At 65.4% G+C, this 13,738-nt stretch carries 13 protein-coding genes; 9 read left to right on the top strand and 4 right to left on the bottom strand.

Annotation, left to right across the window (positions count from 1 at the left end; translation table 11 throughout):
• The first annotated feature begins 333 nt into the window (after positions 1 to 333).
• From AC6LJ5_RS15550 to AC6LJ5_RS15535, 4 genes are all read left to right on the top strand, one after another.
• Positions 334 to 1,797, top strand: a complete 1,464-nt coding sequence (locus AC6LJ5_RS15550; protein WP_498140938.1) for a methyl-accepting chemotaxis protein — start codon at positions 334 to 336, stop codon at positions 1,795 to 1,797.
• A 108-nt stretch (positions 1,798 to 1,905) separates the two neighbouring features.
• Positions 1,906 to 2,127: a DUF1653 domain-containing protein gene (locus tag AC6LJ5_RS15545; RefSeq protein WP_103275786.1), complete on the top strand. Its 222-nt coding sequence runs from the start codon at positions 1,906 to 1,908 to the stop codon at positions 2,125 to 2,127.
• Positions 2,049 to 2,690, top strand: a complete 642-nt coding sequence (locus AC6LJ5_RS15540; RefSeq protein ID WP_498140937.1) for a 3'-5' exonuclease — start codon at positions 2,049 to 2,051, stop codon at positions 2,688 to 2,690. The genes AC6LJ5_RS15545 and AC6LJ5_RS15540 overlap by 79 nt, the downstream gene beginning before the upstream one ends.
• Before the next feature lie 29 nt (positions 2,691 to 2,719).
• Positions 2,720 to 3,079 carry a nucleotide pyrophosphohydrolase gene (locus AC6LJ5_RS15535; protein WP_392413305.1) on the top strand — a complete coding sequence of 120 codons (360 nt, stop codon included), beginning with the start codon at positions 2,720 to 2,722 and terminating at the stop codon, positions 3,077 to 3,079.
• 3 nt (positions 3,080 to 3,082) lie between these two features.
• Here the strand turns inward: AC6LJ5_RS15535 and AC6LJ5_RS15530 are convergent, their stop codons facing one another.
• Positions 3,083 to 3,373: an antibiotic biosynthesis monooxygenase family protein gene (locus tag AC6LJ5_RS15530; protein WP_103275783.1), complete on the bottom strand. Its 291-nt coding sequence runs from the start codon at positions 3,371 to 3,373 to the stop codon at positions 3,083 to 3,085.
• Positions 3,374 to 3,490: 117 nt separating this feature from the next.
• Here AC6LJ5_RS15530 and AC6LJ5_RS15525 point away from each other — a divergent pair, with 117 nt between their 5' ends.
• From AC6LJ5_RS15525 to AC6LJ5_RS15515, 3 genes are all read left to right on the top strand, one after another.
• Positions 3,491 to 3,889 (top strand): hypothetical protein, encoded by a 399-nt coding sequence (locus AC6LJ5_RS15525; RefSeq protein WP_103275782.1) that lies wholly within the window; start codon positions 3,491 to 3,493, stop codon positions 3,887 to 3,889.
• A gap of 631 nt (positions 3,890 to 4,520) precedes the next feature.
• Complete coding sequence (locus tag AC6LJ5_RS15520) at positions 4,521 to 4,994, top strand: hypothetical protein (protein ID WP_498140936.1); 474 nt, start codon at positions 4,521 to 4,523, stop codon at positions 4,992 to 4,994.
• A 44-nt stretch (positions 4,995 to 5,038) separates the two neighbouring features.
• Positions 5,039 to 5,731 carry a hypothetical protein gene (locus AC6LJ5_RS15515; protein ID WP_498140935.1) on the top strand — a complete coding sequence of 231 codons (693 nt, stop codon included), beginning with the start codon at positions 5,039 to 5,041 and terminating at the stop codon, positions 5,729 to 5,731.
• 25 nt (positions 5,732 to 5,756) lie between these two features.
• Here AC6LJ5_RS15515 and AC6LJ5_RS15510 read toward each other — a convergent pair whose 3' ends face one another.
• Together AC6LJ5_RS15510 and AC6LJ5_RS15505 are read right to left on the bottom strand one after the other, a co-directional pair.
• A complete protein-coding gene (locus AC6LJ5_RS15510) occupies positions 5,757 to 8,183 on the bottom strand; it encodes a DUF3772 domain-containing protein (RefSeq protein ID WP_392413298.1) in 2,427 nt (808 codons plus the stop codon).
• Between the two features lie 184 nt (positions 8,184 to 8,367).
• On the bottom strand, positions 8,368 to 9,315 hold the full coding sequence (locus tag AC6LJ5_RS15505) for a LysR family transcriptional regulator (RefSeq protein WP_103275778.1): 948 nt from the start codon (positions 9,313 to 9,315) through the stop codon (positions 8,368 to 8,370).
• Between the two features lie 237 nt (positions 9,316 to 9,552).
• Here AC6LJ5_RS15505 and scpC point away from each other — a divergent pair, with 237 nt between their 5' ends.
• Positions 9,553 to 11,070, top strand: a complete 1,518-nt coding sequence (gene scpC, locus AC6LJ5_RS15500; protein WP_498140934.1) for a succinyl-CoA:acetate CoA-transferase ScpC — start codon at positions 9,553 to 9,555, stop codon at positions 11,068 to 11,070.
• Between the two features lie 202 nt (positions 11,071 to 11,272).
• On the opposite strand, the gene AC6LJ5_RS15495 is transcribed toward scpC, so the two are convergent.
• Positions 11,273 to 12,217 (bottom strand): LysR substrate-binding domain-containing protein, encoded by a 945-nt coding sequence (locus AC6LJ5_RS15495; protein ID WP_103275776.1) that lies wholly within the window; start codon positions 12,215 to 12,217, stop codon positions 11,273 to 11,275.
• 135 nt (positions 12,218 to 12,352) lie between these two features.
• On the opposite strand from AC6LJ5_RS15495, the gene AC6LJ5_RS15490 reads away from it, so the two are divergent.
• Entirely contained in the window at positions 12,353 to 12,634 is a 282-nt protein-coding gene (locus tag AC6LJ5_RS15490) for a hypothetical protein (RefSeq protein WP_392413294.1), read from the top strand.
• The last annotated feature ends 1,104 nt before the right edge of the window (positions 12,635 to 13,738 follow it).

Here is a 13,738-nt window from a genome sequence, read left to right as displayed (position 1 = left end):
CAGGGAAATTAATGCGCTTTCAGCTTTCCGCAAGACTCGCGCGGCGGGTTTCCCTATTTTTGTAACCCGTTGATATTTTTTTGGAAACCGCGCCCTGGAAAATATTGAGAATGGCGCCTTTTTGAGATTAAATATTTTCGACTGGATACATTCTGCTGTTTTTTGTTTTCAGTAGACCTACCGTCATCGCGGGGATGGCGGAAAACGTAGGCGGCCTGTGGCGCGGCGCGGCGCGCACAGCCGGATCGCGGGCGCGCAGACGGTTTTCCTGATTGTTTTGCGGTTGTTTGTCGGTGTCAGCAGTTTCGTCCATCCCTCGCAGGAGGCGTCATAATGCATTGGCTTACCCTCAACCGCCTGCTCCGCGTCGAACGCGGCATGCAGAAAGCGGATCTATACGGTCAGATCGCGGCAATTCACAAAGCCCAGGCAGTCATCGAGTTCGATCTTCAGGGTCATGTCCTGATGGCCAATCAGAATTTCCTGGACACCATGGGTTATTCCCTGGACGAGGTTCTGGGACAGCATCACCGCATGTTCATACGCCCGGAAGAACGTGATTCCGCCGCCTATGCCGAGTTCTGGGAAAAACTGGGGCAGGGCGCCTACGATGCCGGCCGTTATCGGCGCGTGCGCAAGGACGGCAGCGATGTCTGGCTGCAAGCCACCTACAGTCCGATCTGTGACAAGCGCGGTCGCCCGTTGAAAGTGATCAAGTACGCGACCGATATCAGCGAACAGCAGCAGCGGCAGGCCGATTTCGAAGGCCAGCTGGCGGCGATTTCGAAAGTCCAGGCGATCATCGAATTCGAGCTGGACGGCACGATACTACGCGCCAATGAGCTGTTCCTGGATGCCATGGGCTACCGCGCCGACGAAGTCGTCGGCCGTCATCACAGCATGTTCGTCACGCCGGAGGAGGCGCGCGGCGCCGCCTACCAGGAATTCTGGCGCAAGCTGCGCGAAGGCCGCCATGACGCCGGACAGTATCTGCGCATCGGCAAGGGCGGCCGGCAGGTCTGGATCGAGGCCAGCTACAACCCCATCCTCGATGCCGAGGGTCGGCCCTTCAAGGTGGTCAAGTACGCCACGGACATCACCAAGCGCTTCACCGCCGCGCAGACGCTGCGGGTCACGGTGCAGGGCTTGACCGAGAATGCCGAACGCGCGTCCCAGGCCAACACGCTGGCGCAGGATGCCTGCAAGGTGGCCGAAGAGGGCGGCCGCACGGTGCAGGACGTGGTGCGCACGATGTCCGCCATCACCGACAGCTCGCGCCGCATTTCCGAAATCATCGGCGTGATGGACGGCATCGCCTTCCAGACCAACATCCTGGCGCTCAACGCCGCGGTCGAGGCGGCCCGGGCCGGCCCGCACGGCAAGGGTTTCGCCGTGGTCGCGGCCGAGGTGCGCAGCCTGGCGCAGAACAGCGCCGCGGCGGCCAAGGAGATCAAGGGGCTGATCACCACGTCGGTGGAGCAGATCCAGGCGGGAGCGGTCCAGGTCCAGTCGGCCGGCAGCACCATGGATGACATCGTCACGTCGTCGCACCGGGTCACCGAGATCATGGGCGAGGTGGTCCAGGCATCGCTGGCGCAGTCGTCCAAGCTTGGCGACGTGACCGAAGACATCACTGCGATGACCGCCGACGCCGCCCAGGTGCTCAGGCAATCGACGGCCGAGCGCGAGGTGCGGCCGGTCTCCGTGGTCAAGCCGGTGGCGCAGGGCGTGCGGGCGCGCCCCGCGGCCAATACGCCCATGCCGTCCAAGCCGGTGTTGGAGTACGTCCGCTACTGAAGGGCGCGGCAGGTGGACGGCGGGATGCGCTATAAAGTGCGTCTTGCCTGAACTTCGCGGGCCCGGGCGGCAAGATCGCCCACCGGGCCTGCCGCCATTGCCACGCCCATGACCGAATCCGAAGCCCTGGCCCTTGCCTCGCACCGCCATTACAAGGGCGGTCTGTACCGCTATGTGGGCGAAGCCCGCCATTCCGAAACGCTGGAAACCATGGTGGTGTACGAACACCTGTGGCCGCATGCGCGCGGCCTGTGGGTGCGGCCGGCGGACATGTTCTTCGGCCAGCTGGCCGACGGTTCGCCGCGCTTCGCGCCGCTGGACGCCAAGTGAGCGGCGCGCGGGCCTTGCCGGCGCCCCTGGCCGCCGCGCTGCATGCGCTGCGCGGCCCTTTCGTCGTGGCCGACCTGGAAACCACCGGCCTGTCCACCGCCAGTTGCGAGATTCTTGAAATCGCCGCGGTGCGCGTGCAGGCCGATGGCGTTTGCGAGCGGGAATATGCGCAGGTGGTACGCACAAGGGGCCGGGTGCCGCCGTTCATCAGCCAACTGACCGGCATCACGCAGGCTGAAGTGGACCGGTTTGGCATCCCCGTGAGGCAGGCGTTCTCGTCCTTCCTGGATTTCGTCGAGGACCTGCCGGTGTTCTTTCACAACGCCTCGTTCGACCGACGCTTCCTGGCGGCCGCCTCGGACCAGACCGGGCTGGCCTTCGCCAACCCGGTGCACTGCACGCTGGCGCTGGCGCGACGCGCCTGGCCGGAACTGCCGTCCCATAAACTGGATATCCTGGCCCGTCACGTGGGCGCGTCGGATCCGACGCACCGCGCCCTGGCCGATGTGCGTACGACCGTGGCGGTGGCGCTGGCCGCCGGGGCCAGGCTGGCGCGGGCTTGATGCCCGCCCGATGACTGCGGGAGCGCGACATGAGCGATTTGCGGGAGATCACGGCGGCGGTGCGCCGATTCGCCGAGGAACGGGAATGGCAGCCCTTTCATACGCCCAAGAATCTGGCGATGGCCCTGGCCGGCGAGGCGGGCGAGCTGCTGGCCCTGTTCCAGTGGCTGACCGCCGAAGAGTCTCGCGGCCTGTCGCCGGCGCGCCTGGCCGAGGTCGCCGACGAGATCGCCGACGTGCAGATGTATCTGGCGGCGCTGGCCGATCAGCTGGACATCGACATCGCCGGCGCGGTCTCGGCGAAGATGGCCAAGAACGCGCTGAAGTATCCGGCGGATCGCTTTCGCGGCAGCGCGCGCAAGTATGACGATCCGCCCGAAGCGGACTGAACGCTACAGGACTTTCTGCTCGTGATGCACCTGTGGCGGCTCGACGAAGAAGCCTGCCACGAGCTTGCGCCATTCCTGGAAATCGGTGGATTCGCGGAAGTCCACCATGTGGTTTTCCACGGTTTCCCAGTCGACCACGAGCGTGTAGCGCTGCGGTTGTTCGATGCTGCGATAGAGCTGCATGTCGTGGCAGCCGCGGGCGCGCAGGAACAAGGGCCTGGCTTGGGCCACGCCGGCCTCGAACAGCGCCTCCTGGCCTTCACGGACGTGAATGCTGGCGATCTCCTGGATCATTCTGGGTCTCCGTAGGAATGGTGCCGGGCGCAATCCCGCCGGCCGGAGTAGTATGGCTGAAAAACTCCGCACGCGTCGCCCGATGGCAGGCGCGCCAACCCCGTTCCGGCCCCACCGATGACCCGAGTCGCCACCTTGCCGCGCCTCATCGCTGTCCGACTGCTGTGGTATGCGGCTGTCGGTGCGGTTGCGCTGCTTGCCTTCAAGTTGCACACGCAGTTCGGGGCAGATGTGCTGCTGACGGCGATCGCCGCCTACGTGCCCTTGTCCCTGTCGTTCCTGCCCGTCCTGGCCTGGCTGTGCGGTCGCCGCCGCGAATCCGGACGAGCGGACGCGCAAGCCGCGCCGGGTTGGCCGGGATACCTGGCCGCCGCGACCGGCATTGTCATGCTGGCCGGCTATCATGTGGCGGCCGCGCCGTACCTGGCCGAATGCGGCATCCTGCTGTTGCTGGTGGCAGCCGATCTGTGGCTGGTTCGCAAGGAGTCGGCGTACTTCCTGGCCCTCGCCGGCTGACATTCCCTTTCCCGGCCAGATTCTCTCCCGACGCTTCCGACGCCGTGCCCGCCGCCTTTGCTCCGCGACGCCATGTACGCGTCCGTCCGGGGCGAGACGTTCGCCCGTGAAACCTATGCCTGGACCGTCACTTGCATCATCCTGGCCTATGCCCGCGCGGGCCCGACCCGGGATGGCGTAGTCCGCTGGTTTGCGCGGTGCAGCACCTGCTGCTTTCGTCGGCGCCGGCTGACAAACAGCCTAACGCGCATCTGCCATCCACGGACCCGCATGCGCGCTAGGCAAGGCGGGCGAGTCGCGCGGCTGCTTTGCCCTCCATAGTGCTGAGCCGCTCCGGCGGATCAGGCCAAGCCGCCCTCCATTCATCCTCCATATGCATGGCCCGCGCATCCGCGCACGCAAGATGCCCGCAACTTTGGCGAGATTGTGGCGTGCTTGCGCATGGCGCCAGCCGGACGGTCCGCCGTTTAACCGATATCGACACACTTTGGACGGCGCAATCATTCCGTACCAATACGAAAGTTCCACGCGTCCTGCCGCGGCATGACGGGACTGCTGGAGAAGTAGAGGTCCGCGCCGGTCGGCCACCGGCAGCCTGTACATCCGTATCCACGGATCAGGAGGAGCTCAAATGAAACAGCTCGCAGCAGTCGCAGTCCTGTCGATGTGCGCCGCTTCCGCGTACGCGGCGGGTCCCGGACCCAGCGTATCCATCTCGGGTTATAGCGGGAACATCCATGGCACCGTGTCGTCCGTGTCGACTGGCAGTTCGGTGGTTTCCACCCAGGTCAACGGCTACGGTTCGTCCAGCCAGACCTCGTTCGGCGAAACGGGCGGCGTGGCGCAAGCCAGCGGGTCGTTCAGCCACAACGGCATCGAAACCGTCACCAGCACGCGGCAATACGCCACCAGCGATACCTACGGCCACGTGAGCGGCAATGCGCCGATCATGGTGGGCGACAGCATCGCCAATGGCGGCGCCACGTTCGAGAAGACCGACACGAACGCTTCCGCCACGGGATCGTTCCATGCGGCGACTTTCGGCGCGACGGCGTCGATCCAAGGGATCGGAGGGATTGGCCACTTCCAAGGGTTCAACCACTGAGCCAGCGTTCCGGACGGCTTCGGCCGTCCGGGCAAGGGGACATCATGAAGACCATTGTTCTTGCCCTATCCCTGTCGCTCGCGGCGTTCTCAGCCACGGCGCAGACCAACAGCGCCTCGTCGTCCACCACGTCCGCGACCTCGGGCGCGACCAACGCCGGCAACACGCAAGGCATCACGTTCAATTCCAAATCCGACGCTTCCGGCACCTTGCGCACGGCGCCCGCCATGGGTGGGCAGAGCTTCTACGGCTCGTTCTCTTCGGACAGCTGCATGGTGTCGGCGGGCGGGGGCGGCTCGGTCGTCGGCTTCGGCATGAACGTCGCGTTCCCGATCGAGGATCAGAAGTGCAGCCTGCGGCGCAACTTCGAACGCACCATGCAGGCGGCGGCGTCCACCAAGGATCCCGACCGCTCGCGCCGGCTGGAAACCGCGGCCATCGACATTCTGTGCCAGACGGACGATCGGACCAAGGCCGCGCTGGTGGCGCAGGGGCTGTGCACCAATCCCGCCCTGACCACGGCTGATCACCGCTTCGACAATTCCGCCGTGGCGCAGACCTCGACGCCGGCCTCCGCGCCGCCCGCCTCGCCGGCCGCGCTCGCGCCCACGCCGCAGACGCCTGTCGCCCAGGCTTTCCCGGTGCAATCGGTGCAGAGCGGCGCCATGAATTCGCCGCCCTTGCGTAACCCGCGCCTGGATCGGCAGGGCATGCTGGATATGTACTCGCCGGGCTGACGCGCGTGGGCAGCGGACCCGGCGGCTAGGACGTGGCGGGCGGAGCCGCCAGGCCCGGCGCGTCCACGGTCCGGGCCGGCGGGGTGGGGGCAAGCAGCACGGTGGTCGGCGATGACACCTCCAGTCCCGCCTCGCGCAGGCGACTCAGCACCGTGAACAACAGTGCGCTGCGCACGCCATAGGCCGCGCGCGGCGATGAGACGTAGCCCTTGGCGTTGAAGATCAGGTTGCCGCCATCCAGGCCATCCAGGAAGACATTCGGCGCGGGCGTGGCCAGGATATCGGCGTGGTCGGCGAAGGCTTGCAGGATGGCGTCGCGGGCGCGTTCGGCGTCCGTCGACAGGGGCATGGGCAGCTTGATCTGCACCAGGCCCAACGGGCTGGAGCGCGTCACGTTGCGCACGGTCTTGGTGATGAATTCCGAATTCGGCACGATCACGGTCGAACGGTCGCTCATCTGGATTTCGGTCGCGCGGACGTTGATGCGCAGGATGTCGCCTTCCACGCCGCCCAGCGAGACCCAGTCGCCGACCTGGACAGGACGTTCCGCCAGCAGGATCAGGCCCGACACGAAGTTCTGCACAATGGCCTGCAGGCCGAAACCGATACCCACGGACAAGGCGCTGGCGATCCAGGCCACCCGTTCCAGTCCGATGCCGGCGGCCGACAGAGCCAGCGCCACCGCCACCACGAAGCCGGCATACCCGAACAGCGTGACCGCCGACAGCTGCATGCCCGGATCCAGTTCCGTGGTGGGCAGATAGCGGTTGGACAGCCAGCGCTTGAGCATCTTCACGCCCAGCAGGGCCAGCGCCAGCACGATGAGCGCCTGCAACACGGCGCCCGGATGAATCTGCGCCTCGCCGATGGCCAGTCCCTTGCGCAGCTGGTCGAAGCGCTGCAGCAGGTCGGTGGGGCCTTCGCCGAATGGCGCCAGCAGCAGCGTGATGGTCAGCAGTCCCACTGCCACCCGGCCGACGCCGGACAGCAGCACGGCCGCCTGGTCGCGCAGGGTGGGCCGGGCCTTTTCGCCGGTCTCGGGTCGGGGCGAGCTTAGCAGCGAACTGAAGACGTCTTCGATCAGCGTGGACGCCAGATAGCCCGAGGCCAGCACGATCAGCACCCACAGGACCTGCTTGGCCAGGAAGTTGGCGATTGCGACGTAGCCCGCGAGCAGGCTGCCCAGGCTCACGATCAGCACGGCCCAGGCGATGCCGGTCAGCGCCGGCACCCAGGCCGGAATGGTGGCGTCTTCCTGTTTCCGGGCCTGGCGGCGCAGCTTGCGGCCGATGGCGAGCGCGGTCGCCATGGTGGCCATGATCAGGGTGGACACGATCCCGGTCAGCGTGATGGTGGTGGTCAGGCTGGTGTTCAGCAGCACCGTCAGGCGTTCGGCCAGCCAGATCAGCACGATCAGCGCGCCCATCGTTGCCGGCACCCAGCTCAGCCTCTGCGCCACGGCATCGCTGATGGGCGGCAGGCGCCAGGACGGATGGCGGGCCGACAGCAGGGCGCTGCCCAGCCCCGAGGTGTAGCCGCCGAAAAAGACCGTGATGACCATCGCGGCCAGCAGGTTGGAGGTGCTGTCGGACAGCTGTGAATTCCAGTCCAGGCCGACATGGACCAGCACGGCGATGAGGCCGGGCGTGGCGGTCGACAGCGCCACCTGGGCTGCTGCCAGCGCCGATCGGCGCAGGCGTCCTGGCGGCACGCGGTTCGCGGTCAGTCTGAGCAGCGCGCGGCCGATCCCCATCCGCAGCGCGATCACCAGGGCGGCAATGCCCGCCAGCAGCAGCCAGCCCCAGGCGGGTGTCTGCTGCACGGCTTCATAGAGATCGTCTCGCAGCGTGCTGAGGCGTTCCAGGTCGCGCGGAAGCTCGCCCTTGAATTCGTTCCAGAACTGTCCGGACAGGAAGGCGTCGCGGCGCTCGCCCAGACGGGCCTTGAACTGCGTGCGCAGCTGCGCCGATACCTGCTCGGCGGTCTGTCCCGCGTCCACGGACAGCAGCTTGGCGAGCTTGATCTGTGCGTCCAGCCCGCGCCGGCTGGTTTCCAGGCTCAGGCGCTGGGCGGCGACGTCGGGCGCTTCCTTGCTGCCTTCCGGGGGCGCGCCCAGCTCGTTCAGCCTGGCCGCCACGCTGGCCAGCTGCGGCGCCAGGGTTTCGGCGGCGGCCTCCGCCTTGGCCTGGATGTCCACCGCCGTGCCATAGAGCTGCTGCAGATTGGCATCGTCGGCTTCGTTCGCGATGCGCTTGCGCATGTCGTCGATCTGCTTGCGGGCGCTGGCCAGGTCAGCCTCGATTTCTGCCGGTGTGCCCGGCGTCGCGGCATGGGCGGCGGCGGACCATGCGCCCGACAGCAGCAGCGCCATGGCCAACGCCAGTGATGCGAGCAGGGCGGACGCGCGCGAGCGGCCGGCGCGCGTCAGGGGCAGGGAGGTGTTCGGAAACATAAAGGGTTTGATGAGCGGCTTGCGCCAGGGGAGGCCAGCATAGCAAGGCCGGGGCCGGCGGCTGCAACAAAATTGCGAGCCTGTTTCTTTTATGTGACAGGGGGGATGGTGGAATCGGCCGGTCCGCTTTGTCGGGGTGAGCATCTTTCGCCTTCGCGTTCGCGCGGGGCGTACAGGACTGGGCCTATCCCGGGAGCGGTTCTCGTTTCGCCGCGGGTGGTTCGCCATGTCGAGGTCGTCCCGATTTTGGCCTCCCTAGCACTTCGTCACACACTTCCAGCCAGGCGCGGGCGGCGTAGGACAGGTAGCCGGACTGCTGCCAGATGTGGCCGACCTCCCATTGCAGGCCCGACTTGGCCAGTTTCGCCGTGCTCAGGCCGCGCGTCTTCATGCGGCCCATCAGCGGTTCGGGCAGCAGCGCGACGCCCAGGCCGACCGAGGCCATCGCCACCAGGAAATCCCAGTGCGCGCTCTGGGCTGCGATGGCGGGCTGCATGCCGGCGTCGGCAAAGGCCTGGCGCAGCCGGCGTGTCATGGCGAAGTCATCCGTGGGAACCAGCAGGCGGGAATCGCGCAGGGCCGTCAGCGGCAGGGATGTCTTGCCCGCCCAGGCGGCGTCCGGCGGGCCGATGACCCAGATCGGATGGCTGCCGAAGGCCCGGGCCGCCAGGCCGTGGTCCGGCGCGACGGGCAGGACGGTGGCGCCCACTTCCAGCTCGCCGTCGGCGACCAGGTTTTCCACCGCCTGGCCCGTGCCTTCGCGCAGCGTCAGATGGATGTCCGGATGGCGCTCGCGAAAGCGCTTGACCACGGGCGTGAACAGCAGATTGATCATGGGCGGAATGCCCACTTCCAGCGCGCCGCGGCGCAGGTCCGCCGTTTCACGGATTTCCTCGGACAGCTGGCGCATGGTCTCCAGCACCTGCAAGCCGCGTTGGTACATCACGCGGCCGGTGTCCGTGGGGCGGGCTGTATGTCCGTCGCGGATCAGCAGCTGCGCGCCGGCTTCCTCTTCCAGTTGCCGGATCATCTTGCTGACGGTGGACTGCGTGACGAATAAGGCGCGCGCCGCCTGCGTGAAGCTGGCGTGCCTGACCGTCTCGACAAAGTAGCGCAGCGCGCGCACATCCATGGAGCCATCCCGTCCGCATCGGCGCGGAATTTCAATTAATGAAAAAAGCGACTTGAATGAATGATTTTAAGTCATTACGAGATTTGAAGCCGCGTTCCTATACTGCCGGAAAATCGTCCGCCTTCCCGTGATCCGGGATTGCGGACATCGGGAAACGCCGCGTCAGACGGCGTCCGGACAGAAGGCTGCCGTGCCCGGTCCGGTCGCCGGCCGTCGGCCCTCAAATCTGGAGACACCATGCATCTCGACCGTATCCGCCATTCCGGCCTGCACGCCAGGATCACTTCCGCCGAAGAGGCGGCCCTGCTGATCGAGGACGGCATGACCGTCGGCATGAGCGGATTCACCCGCGCGGGCGACTGCAAGTCGGTGCCTGCGGCGCTGGCCCGGCGGGCGGAGCGCGAGCCGCTGTCGATCACGCTGATCACCGGCGCCTCGCTGGGCCACGACACCGACAAGATGCTGGCGCAGGCCAATGCGCTGGCGCGTCGCATGCCGTTCCAGGTCGACACCACGCTGCGGCGCAAGATCAACCAGGGCGAGATCGCCTTCATCGACCAGCATCTTTCGGAAACCGCCGAACAGCTGCGCGCCGGCCATATCGGGCCCGTCGACGTGGCCATCATCGAGGCCGCCGCCATTACCGAAAGCGGCGCCATCGTGCCCACCATGTCCGTGGGCAATTCGGCGTCCTTCGCCTTGCAGGCCAAGCGCATCATCATCGAGCTGAACGTCGGCGTGCCGGCCGCCATCGAAGGGCTGCACGACATCTATGTGCCGCAGGATCGTCCCGCGCGCGAACCCATCGGCCTGATGGCGGTGGACCAGCGCATCGGCAAGCCCTACATCGAAGTGGATCCTTCCCGGATCGCGGCCATCGTTGTCACCGAGAAGCCGGACAGCCCGTCCAATGCCTTGCCGCCGGACGATGAGACCAACGCCATCGCCGGCCACATCAATGATTTCCTGCGCGCCGAGGTCAACGCAGGCCGGCTGAACAACGGCCTGTTGCCGCTGCAGGCCGGCATCGGCACCATCGCCAACGCGGTGCTGCACGGTTTCGAATCCTCGGAGTTCGAGCAGCTGTCCATGTATTCCGAAGTGCTGCAGGACAGCGCCATCGAGCTGCTGGACCAGGGCAAGCTGCAATTCGCCTCGGCCTCGTCCATCACCGTATCCAAGCCGGTCTACGACAAGATCCTGGCCAACATCGAGCACTATCGCGAACGCATCGTGCTGCGTCCGCAGGAGATCAGCAACGCGCCCGAGATCGTGCGCCGGCTGGGGATCATCGCCATCAACACGGCGCTGGAGTTCGATATCTACGGCAACGCCAACTCCACGCATGTGGGCGGCACGCACATGATGAACGGCATCGGCGGGTCGGGCGATTTCGCCCGCAACGCGCATCTGGCGATCTTCGTGTCCAAGTCCATGGCCAAGAACGGCGACATTTCCAGCGTGGTGCCCATGGTGTCGCACGTGGACCATACCGAGCACGACGTCGACGTGCTGGTCACCGAGTGCGGCCTGGCCGACCTGCGCGGCCTGGCGCCGCGCGAGCGCGCCCGCGCCATCATCCGCCACTGCGTGCATCCGTCGTACCGCGAGGCCTTGCAGGACTACTTCGACCGGGCCTGTGAACGCGGCGGCCAGACGCCGCATCTGCTGGAAGAGGCGTTCTCCTGGCACCAGCGCTTCAGCGAAACCGATTCCATGCGCCTGTCCAAGGCCGAGGTGCGCAAGGTCGCCTGAAGCGCGCCGCGGCCCGGTCCACTATCGCCGCGAGGCGTGGTGCCGGGCCGGTTTCATGTCTTGTCGTCGCCGGGGCGGCGTTCTTCGGGTTTCTCGGGCGCGGGCACATGACCGCGCCTCGCGCCTTACAGGCCGCGCGCGAGGCTGAGCCTGGCCGAGGGCGTTGTCTTGGATTGGGGCGGAGCGGCGCTTGCCGCTCCGCCTATTTTTTTGGGTTCTCGCCTTCGGCGCAATCTTCGGGCTGGTACGTGACCAGCGACTTGCGCGACAGCTCGAGTTCGTCGCGCAGCCATTGCTTGAGCGCGACCAGCGGCGGCCAGTCGCGCAGACTGGGGCGGTAGACCAGATGATAGGTCTGCGCCTGTTCATACTGCACGCGTACCGTCGACAGCTGCACCAGCCTGCCTGCGCACAACGCGTCCGCGGCCAGCAGCTCGCGGCCGAGCGCGATGCCCAATCCTTGTTCCGCCGCCTGCAGCATCATGCCCGCGTCATTGAAGGTCGCGACGGGGTTCACCGGAATGCGCAGCCCGGCCGAGTTGAACCAGTGTTGCCAGACATCGCGCTCGCCCAGCAGGGGCTGTCCGGCGAGCGTCTCGGGCGTGTGGTCCGGCAGGGCGCGCGCCGTTTCGGGGGATGCCAGCGCGATGAGCGGCAGCGGCACATCGAATAGCGGTTCGGATTCGACCCCCGCCCAGGGGCCGCGCCCGAAGCGCAGCGCCGCATGGAATCCATCGCGCAGCAGGTCCACCACCTGCTGCGAGGTTTCCATTTCCAACGTCAGCTCCGGATGACGGGCGCGCCAGCGCGCCATGCGCGGCAGCATCCAGCGCTGCGCGAACGAGGGCAGCACCGAAACCCGCAGTTGCAGGGAACTGCCCGCAGCCGCGGCGGCGGCCGTGCGCATGCCGTCGTCCAGCAGCGCCAGCGCTTCCTGCACGCTGCACAGCAGTGCCGCGCCGGCGGGGTTCAGCACGATGCCCCGGCCGCTGCGCTCGAACAGGTCGAAACCCAGCTGTTCTTCCAGGCCACGGATCTGCTGGCTGACGGCGCTATGGGTCAGGTGCAGGCGTTCGGCCGCGGCGCGCAGGTTTTGCAGTTCGGCCACCGCGCGAAAGGCGGGCAGGGCGTTCAGGGATAGTCGCATGGCTGGAATAAGGGGATATGGATCGCTGGTCAGTTGGTGGTTAGATTAACTGACCAAATCAGGCAAAACAATTTGATTTTCTCCGGGGATTTGGGCGGATACGCTAACCAAAACATTCCAAATCCGGAGCAAATCATGAGTCATCTGCAATCCAGCCCCGCTACTTCCTGCCTTGTCGCCTGCGACGCCGTGCCGCCGGCGCGGGATACCCAGGAACGCTGGGCTCCCTCCAGCCTGCTTGGCCGTCTGCTGCAGGTCTGCCTGCAATGGCGGAACAGGAACCGGCTGCGCAATACGGCGGAAGGCTTGGACGAGCATATCCTGAAGGACATGGGGGCGCCCGATTGGCTGGTCAGCGAGGCCAGTGTCAGCCGGGAGTTCAAGCGTTTGCGCAATATCGACTATTTCCGGTGGTAGTTTCGGCTTGCCGCCCCTAGGGACGCCTGCCAAAGCTCGGCCCGAGCCGGTCGATTCATCATGGCGCCAGGTGCATGCCAGCCGCCCGATGGGGGCGAGGCGGGGGTGAGGTCGACTTCCCTTTAGCAGTCCCTGGAATGTGCTGACGGCCGAAACGCGGTGCTATCTATATATAGAGACGCCATTGTCCATGGATGGCAAGCAGGAAGGGGGGCTGGCGCGGCTGGAGCAGGGGTAGGTCGCTGGCTTTGCGCGGTCCTGGGCGATCCGGCAGGTGTCGCTACTCAGACTTGAGCTCGCTCTCTATAGAGAGATCCCTATAGGAACCATCTGCATACTAGAAGAGGGTTCCTATGGAAGAAAAATGGCCTGGCGTGCCTGACGAGCCAGGACTCTCCTGCTCTTGTCAGGCACTTTGCCATGGATGGCGGCGAGCTAAGCGCAGATTTCTTCACTCTTTTTGCGTCGCGCTGATGACAAGCGAAATTTCTGTGCTATAGTCTCGCTCCTTCGCAGTTCAAGCAGTTTTCTGAGCCGCGAAGCCAAGCAGGACGCAACGGGTTGTTGGTTTTTCCAGCGATCTGCCGCAGCGGCAAACGAGGTCCTTCGGGACGTTGAGCGCCAGGCGGTTATTGCAAGGTACGGTGCAAATCAGGCAGAAGCCAGTTGCATGAACTGCAATAGTGTGTTATAGTCTTGGGCTTGGCTAGTGATGTTGATTCAGGGTTAACCCGGATGGGTGGTCTGAACAAGATGACAAGCCAACCGAGGTGTAGCCAACCTTCGATGCGATGCAAATTGAATCGAAGCTGCGGATAGGAAGTTTGAGCGAAAGCGCAAGCGACCGGAAAGCGGGGTTGCAAGATAGAATGCAAATTAGGCAAAAGCCGGTTGCATAATCTGCAAAAGTTGTGTTATAGTTTCGGGCTTGGCAGTTGTCGAAAAGTTAGGGAATACCCTGATGTTTCGATAGCTGCTAAGAGGGAGATCCGAAAGGGTTTTCCGGCGAGACCTGAAGAGGTCGCCGTCAAGTGGGTGAAGCGAAATTAAACGCGACGCTGACTTGACAAGCGATAAAAACTTCTTCATAATCTCGTTTCTCTG

The sequence above is a fragment of the Achromobacter sp. 1011791174 genome (assembly GCF_059760925.1).
Note: the sequence above shows the minus strand (reverse complement) of the source record. Positions and strands in the feature narration are given on the sequence as shown.

Bases quoted from the DNA above. Each gene is read 5' to 3' on its own strand.
- AC6LJ5_RS15550 (WP_498140938.1), top strand. From the start codon at position 334: ATGCATTGGCTTACCCTCAACCGCCTGCTCCGCGTCGAACGCGGCATG.
- AC6LJ5_RS15545 (WP_103275786.1), top strand. From the start codon at position 1,906: ATGACCGAATCCGAAGCCCTGGCCCTTGCCTCGCACCGCCATTACAAG.
- AC6LJ5_RS15535 (WP_392413305.1), top strand. From the start codon at position 2,720: ATGAGCGATTTGCGGGAGATCACGGCGGCGGTGCGCCGATTCGCCGAG.
- AC6LJ5_RS15530 (WP_103275783.1), bottom strand. From the start codon at position 3,373: ATGATCCAGGAGATCGCCAGCATTCACGTCCGTGAAGGCCAGGAGGCG.
- AC6LJ5_RS15525 (WP_103275782.1), top strand. From the start codon at position 3,491: ATGACCCGAGTCGCCACCTTGCCGCGCCTCATCGCTGTCCGACTGCTG.
- AC6LJ5_RS15520 (WP_498140936.1), top strand. From the start codon at position 4,521: ATGAAACAGCTCGCAGCAGTCGCAGTCCTGTCGATGTGCGCCGCTTCC.
- AC6LJ5_RS15515 (WP_498140935.1), top strand. From the start codon at position 5,039: ATGAAGACCATTGTTCTTGCCCTATCCCTGTCGCTCGCGGCGTTCTCA.
- AC6LJ5_RS15510 (WP_392413298.1), bottom strand. From the start codon at position 8,183: ATGTTTCCGAACACCTCCCTGCCCCTGACGCGCGCCGGCCGCTCGCGC.
- AC6LJ5_RS15505 (WP_103275778.1), bottom strand. From the start codon at position 9,315: ATGGATGTGCGCGCGCTGCGCTACTTTGTCGAGACGGTCAGGCACGCC.
- scpC (WP_498140934.1), top strand. From the start codon at position 9,553: ATGCATCTCGACCGTATCCGCCATTCCGGCCTGCACGCCAGGATCACT.
- AC6LJ5_RS15495 (WP_103275776.1), bottom strand. From the start codon at position 12,217: ATGCGACTATCCCTGAACGCCCTGCCCGCCTTTCGCGCGGTGGCCGAA.
- AC6LJ5_RS15490 (WP_392413294.1), top strand. From the start codon at position 12,353: ATGAGTCATCTGCAATCCAGCCCCGCTACTTCCTGCCTTGTCGCCTGC.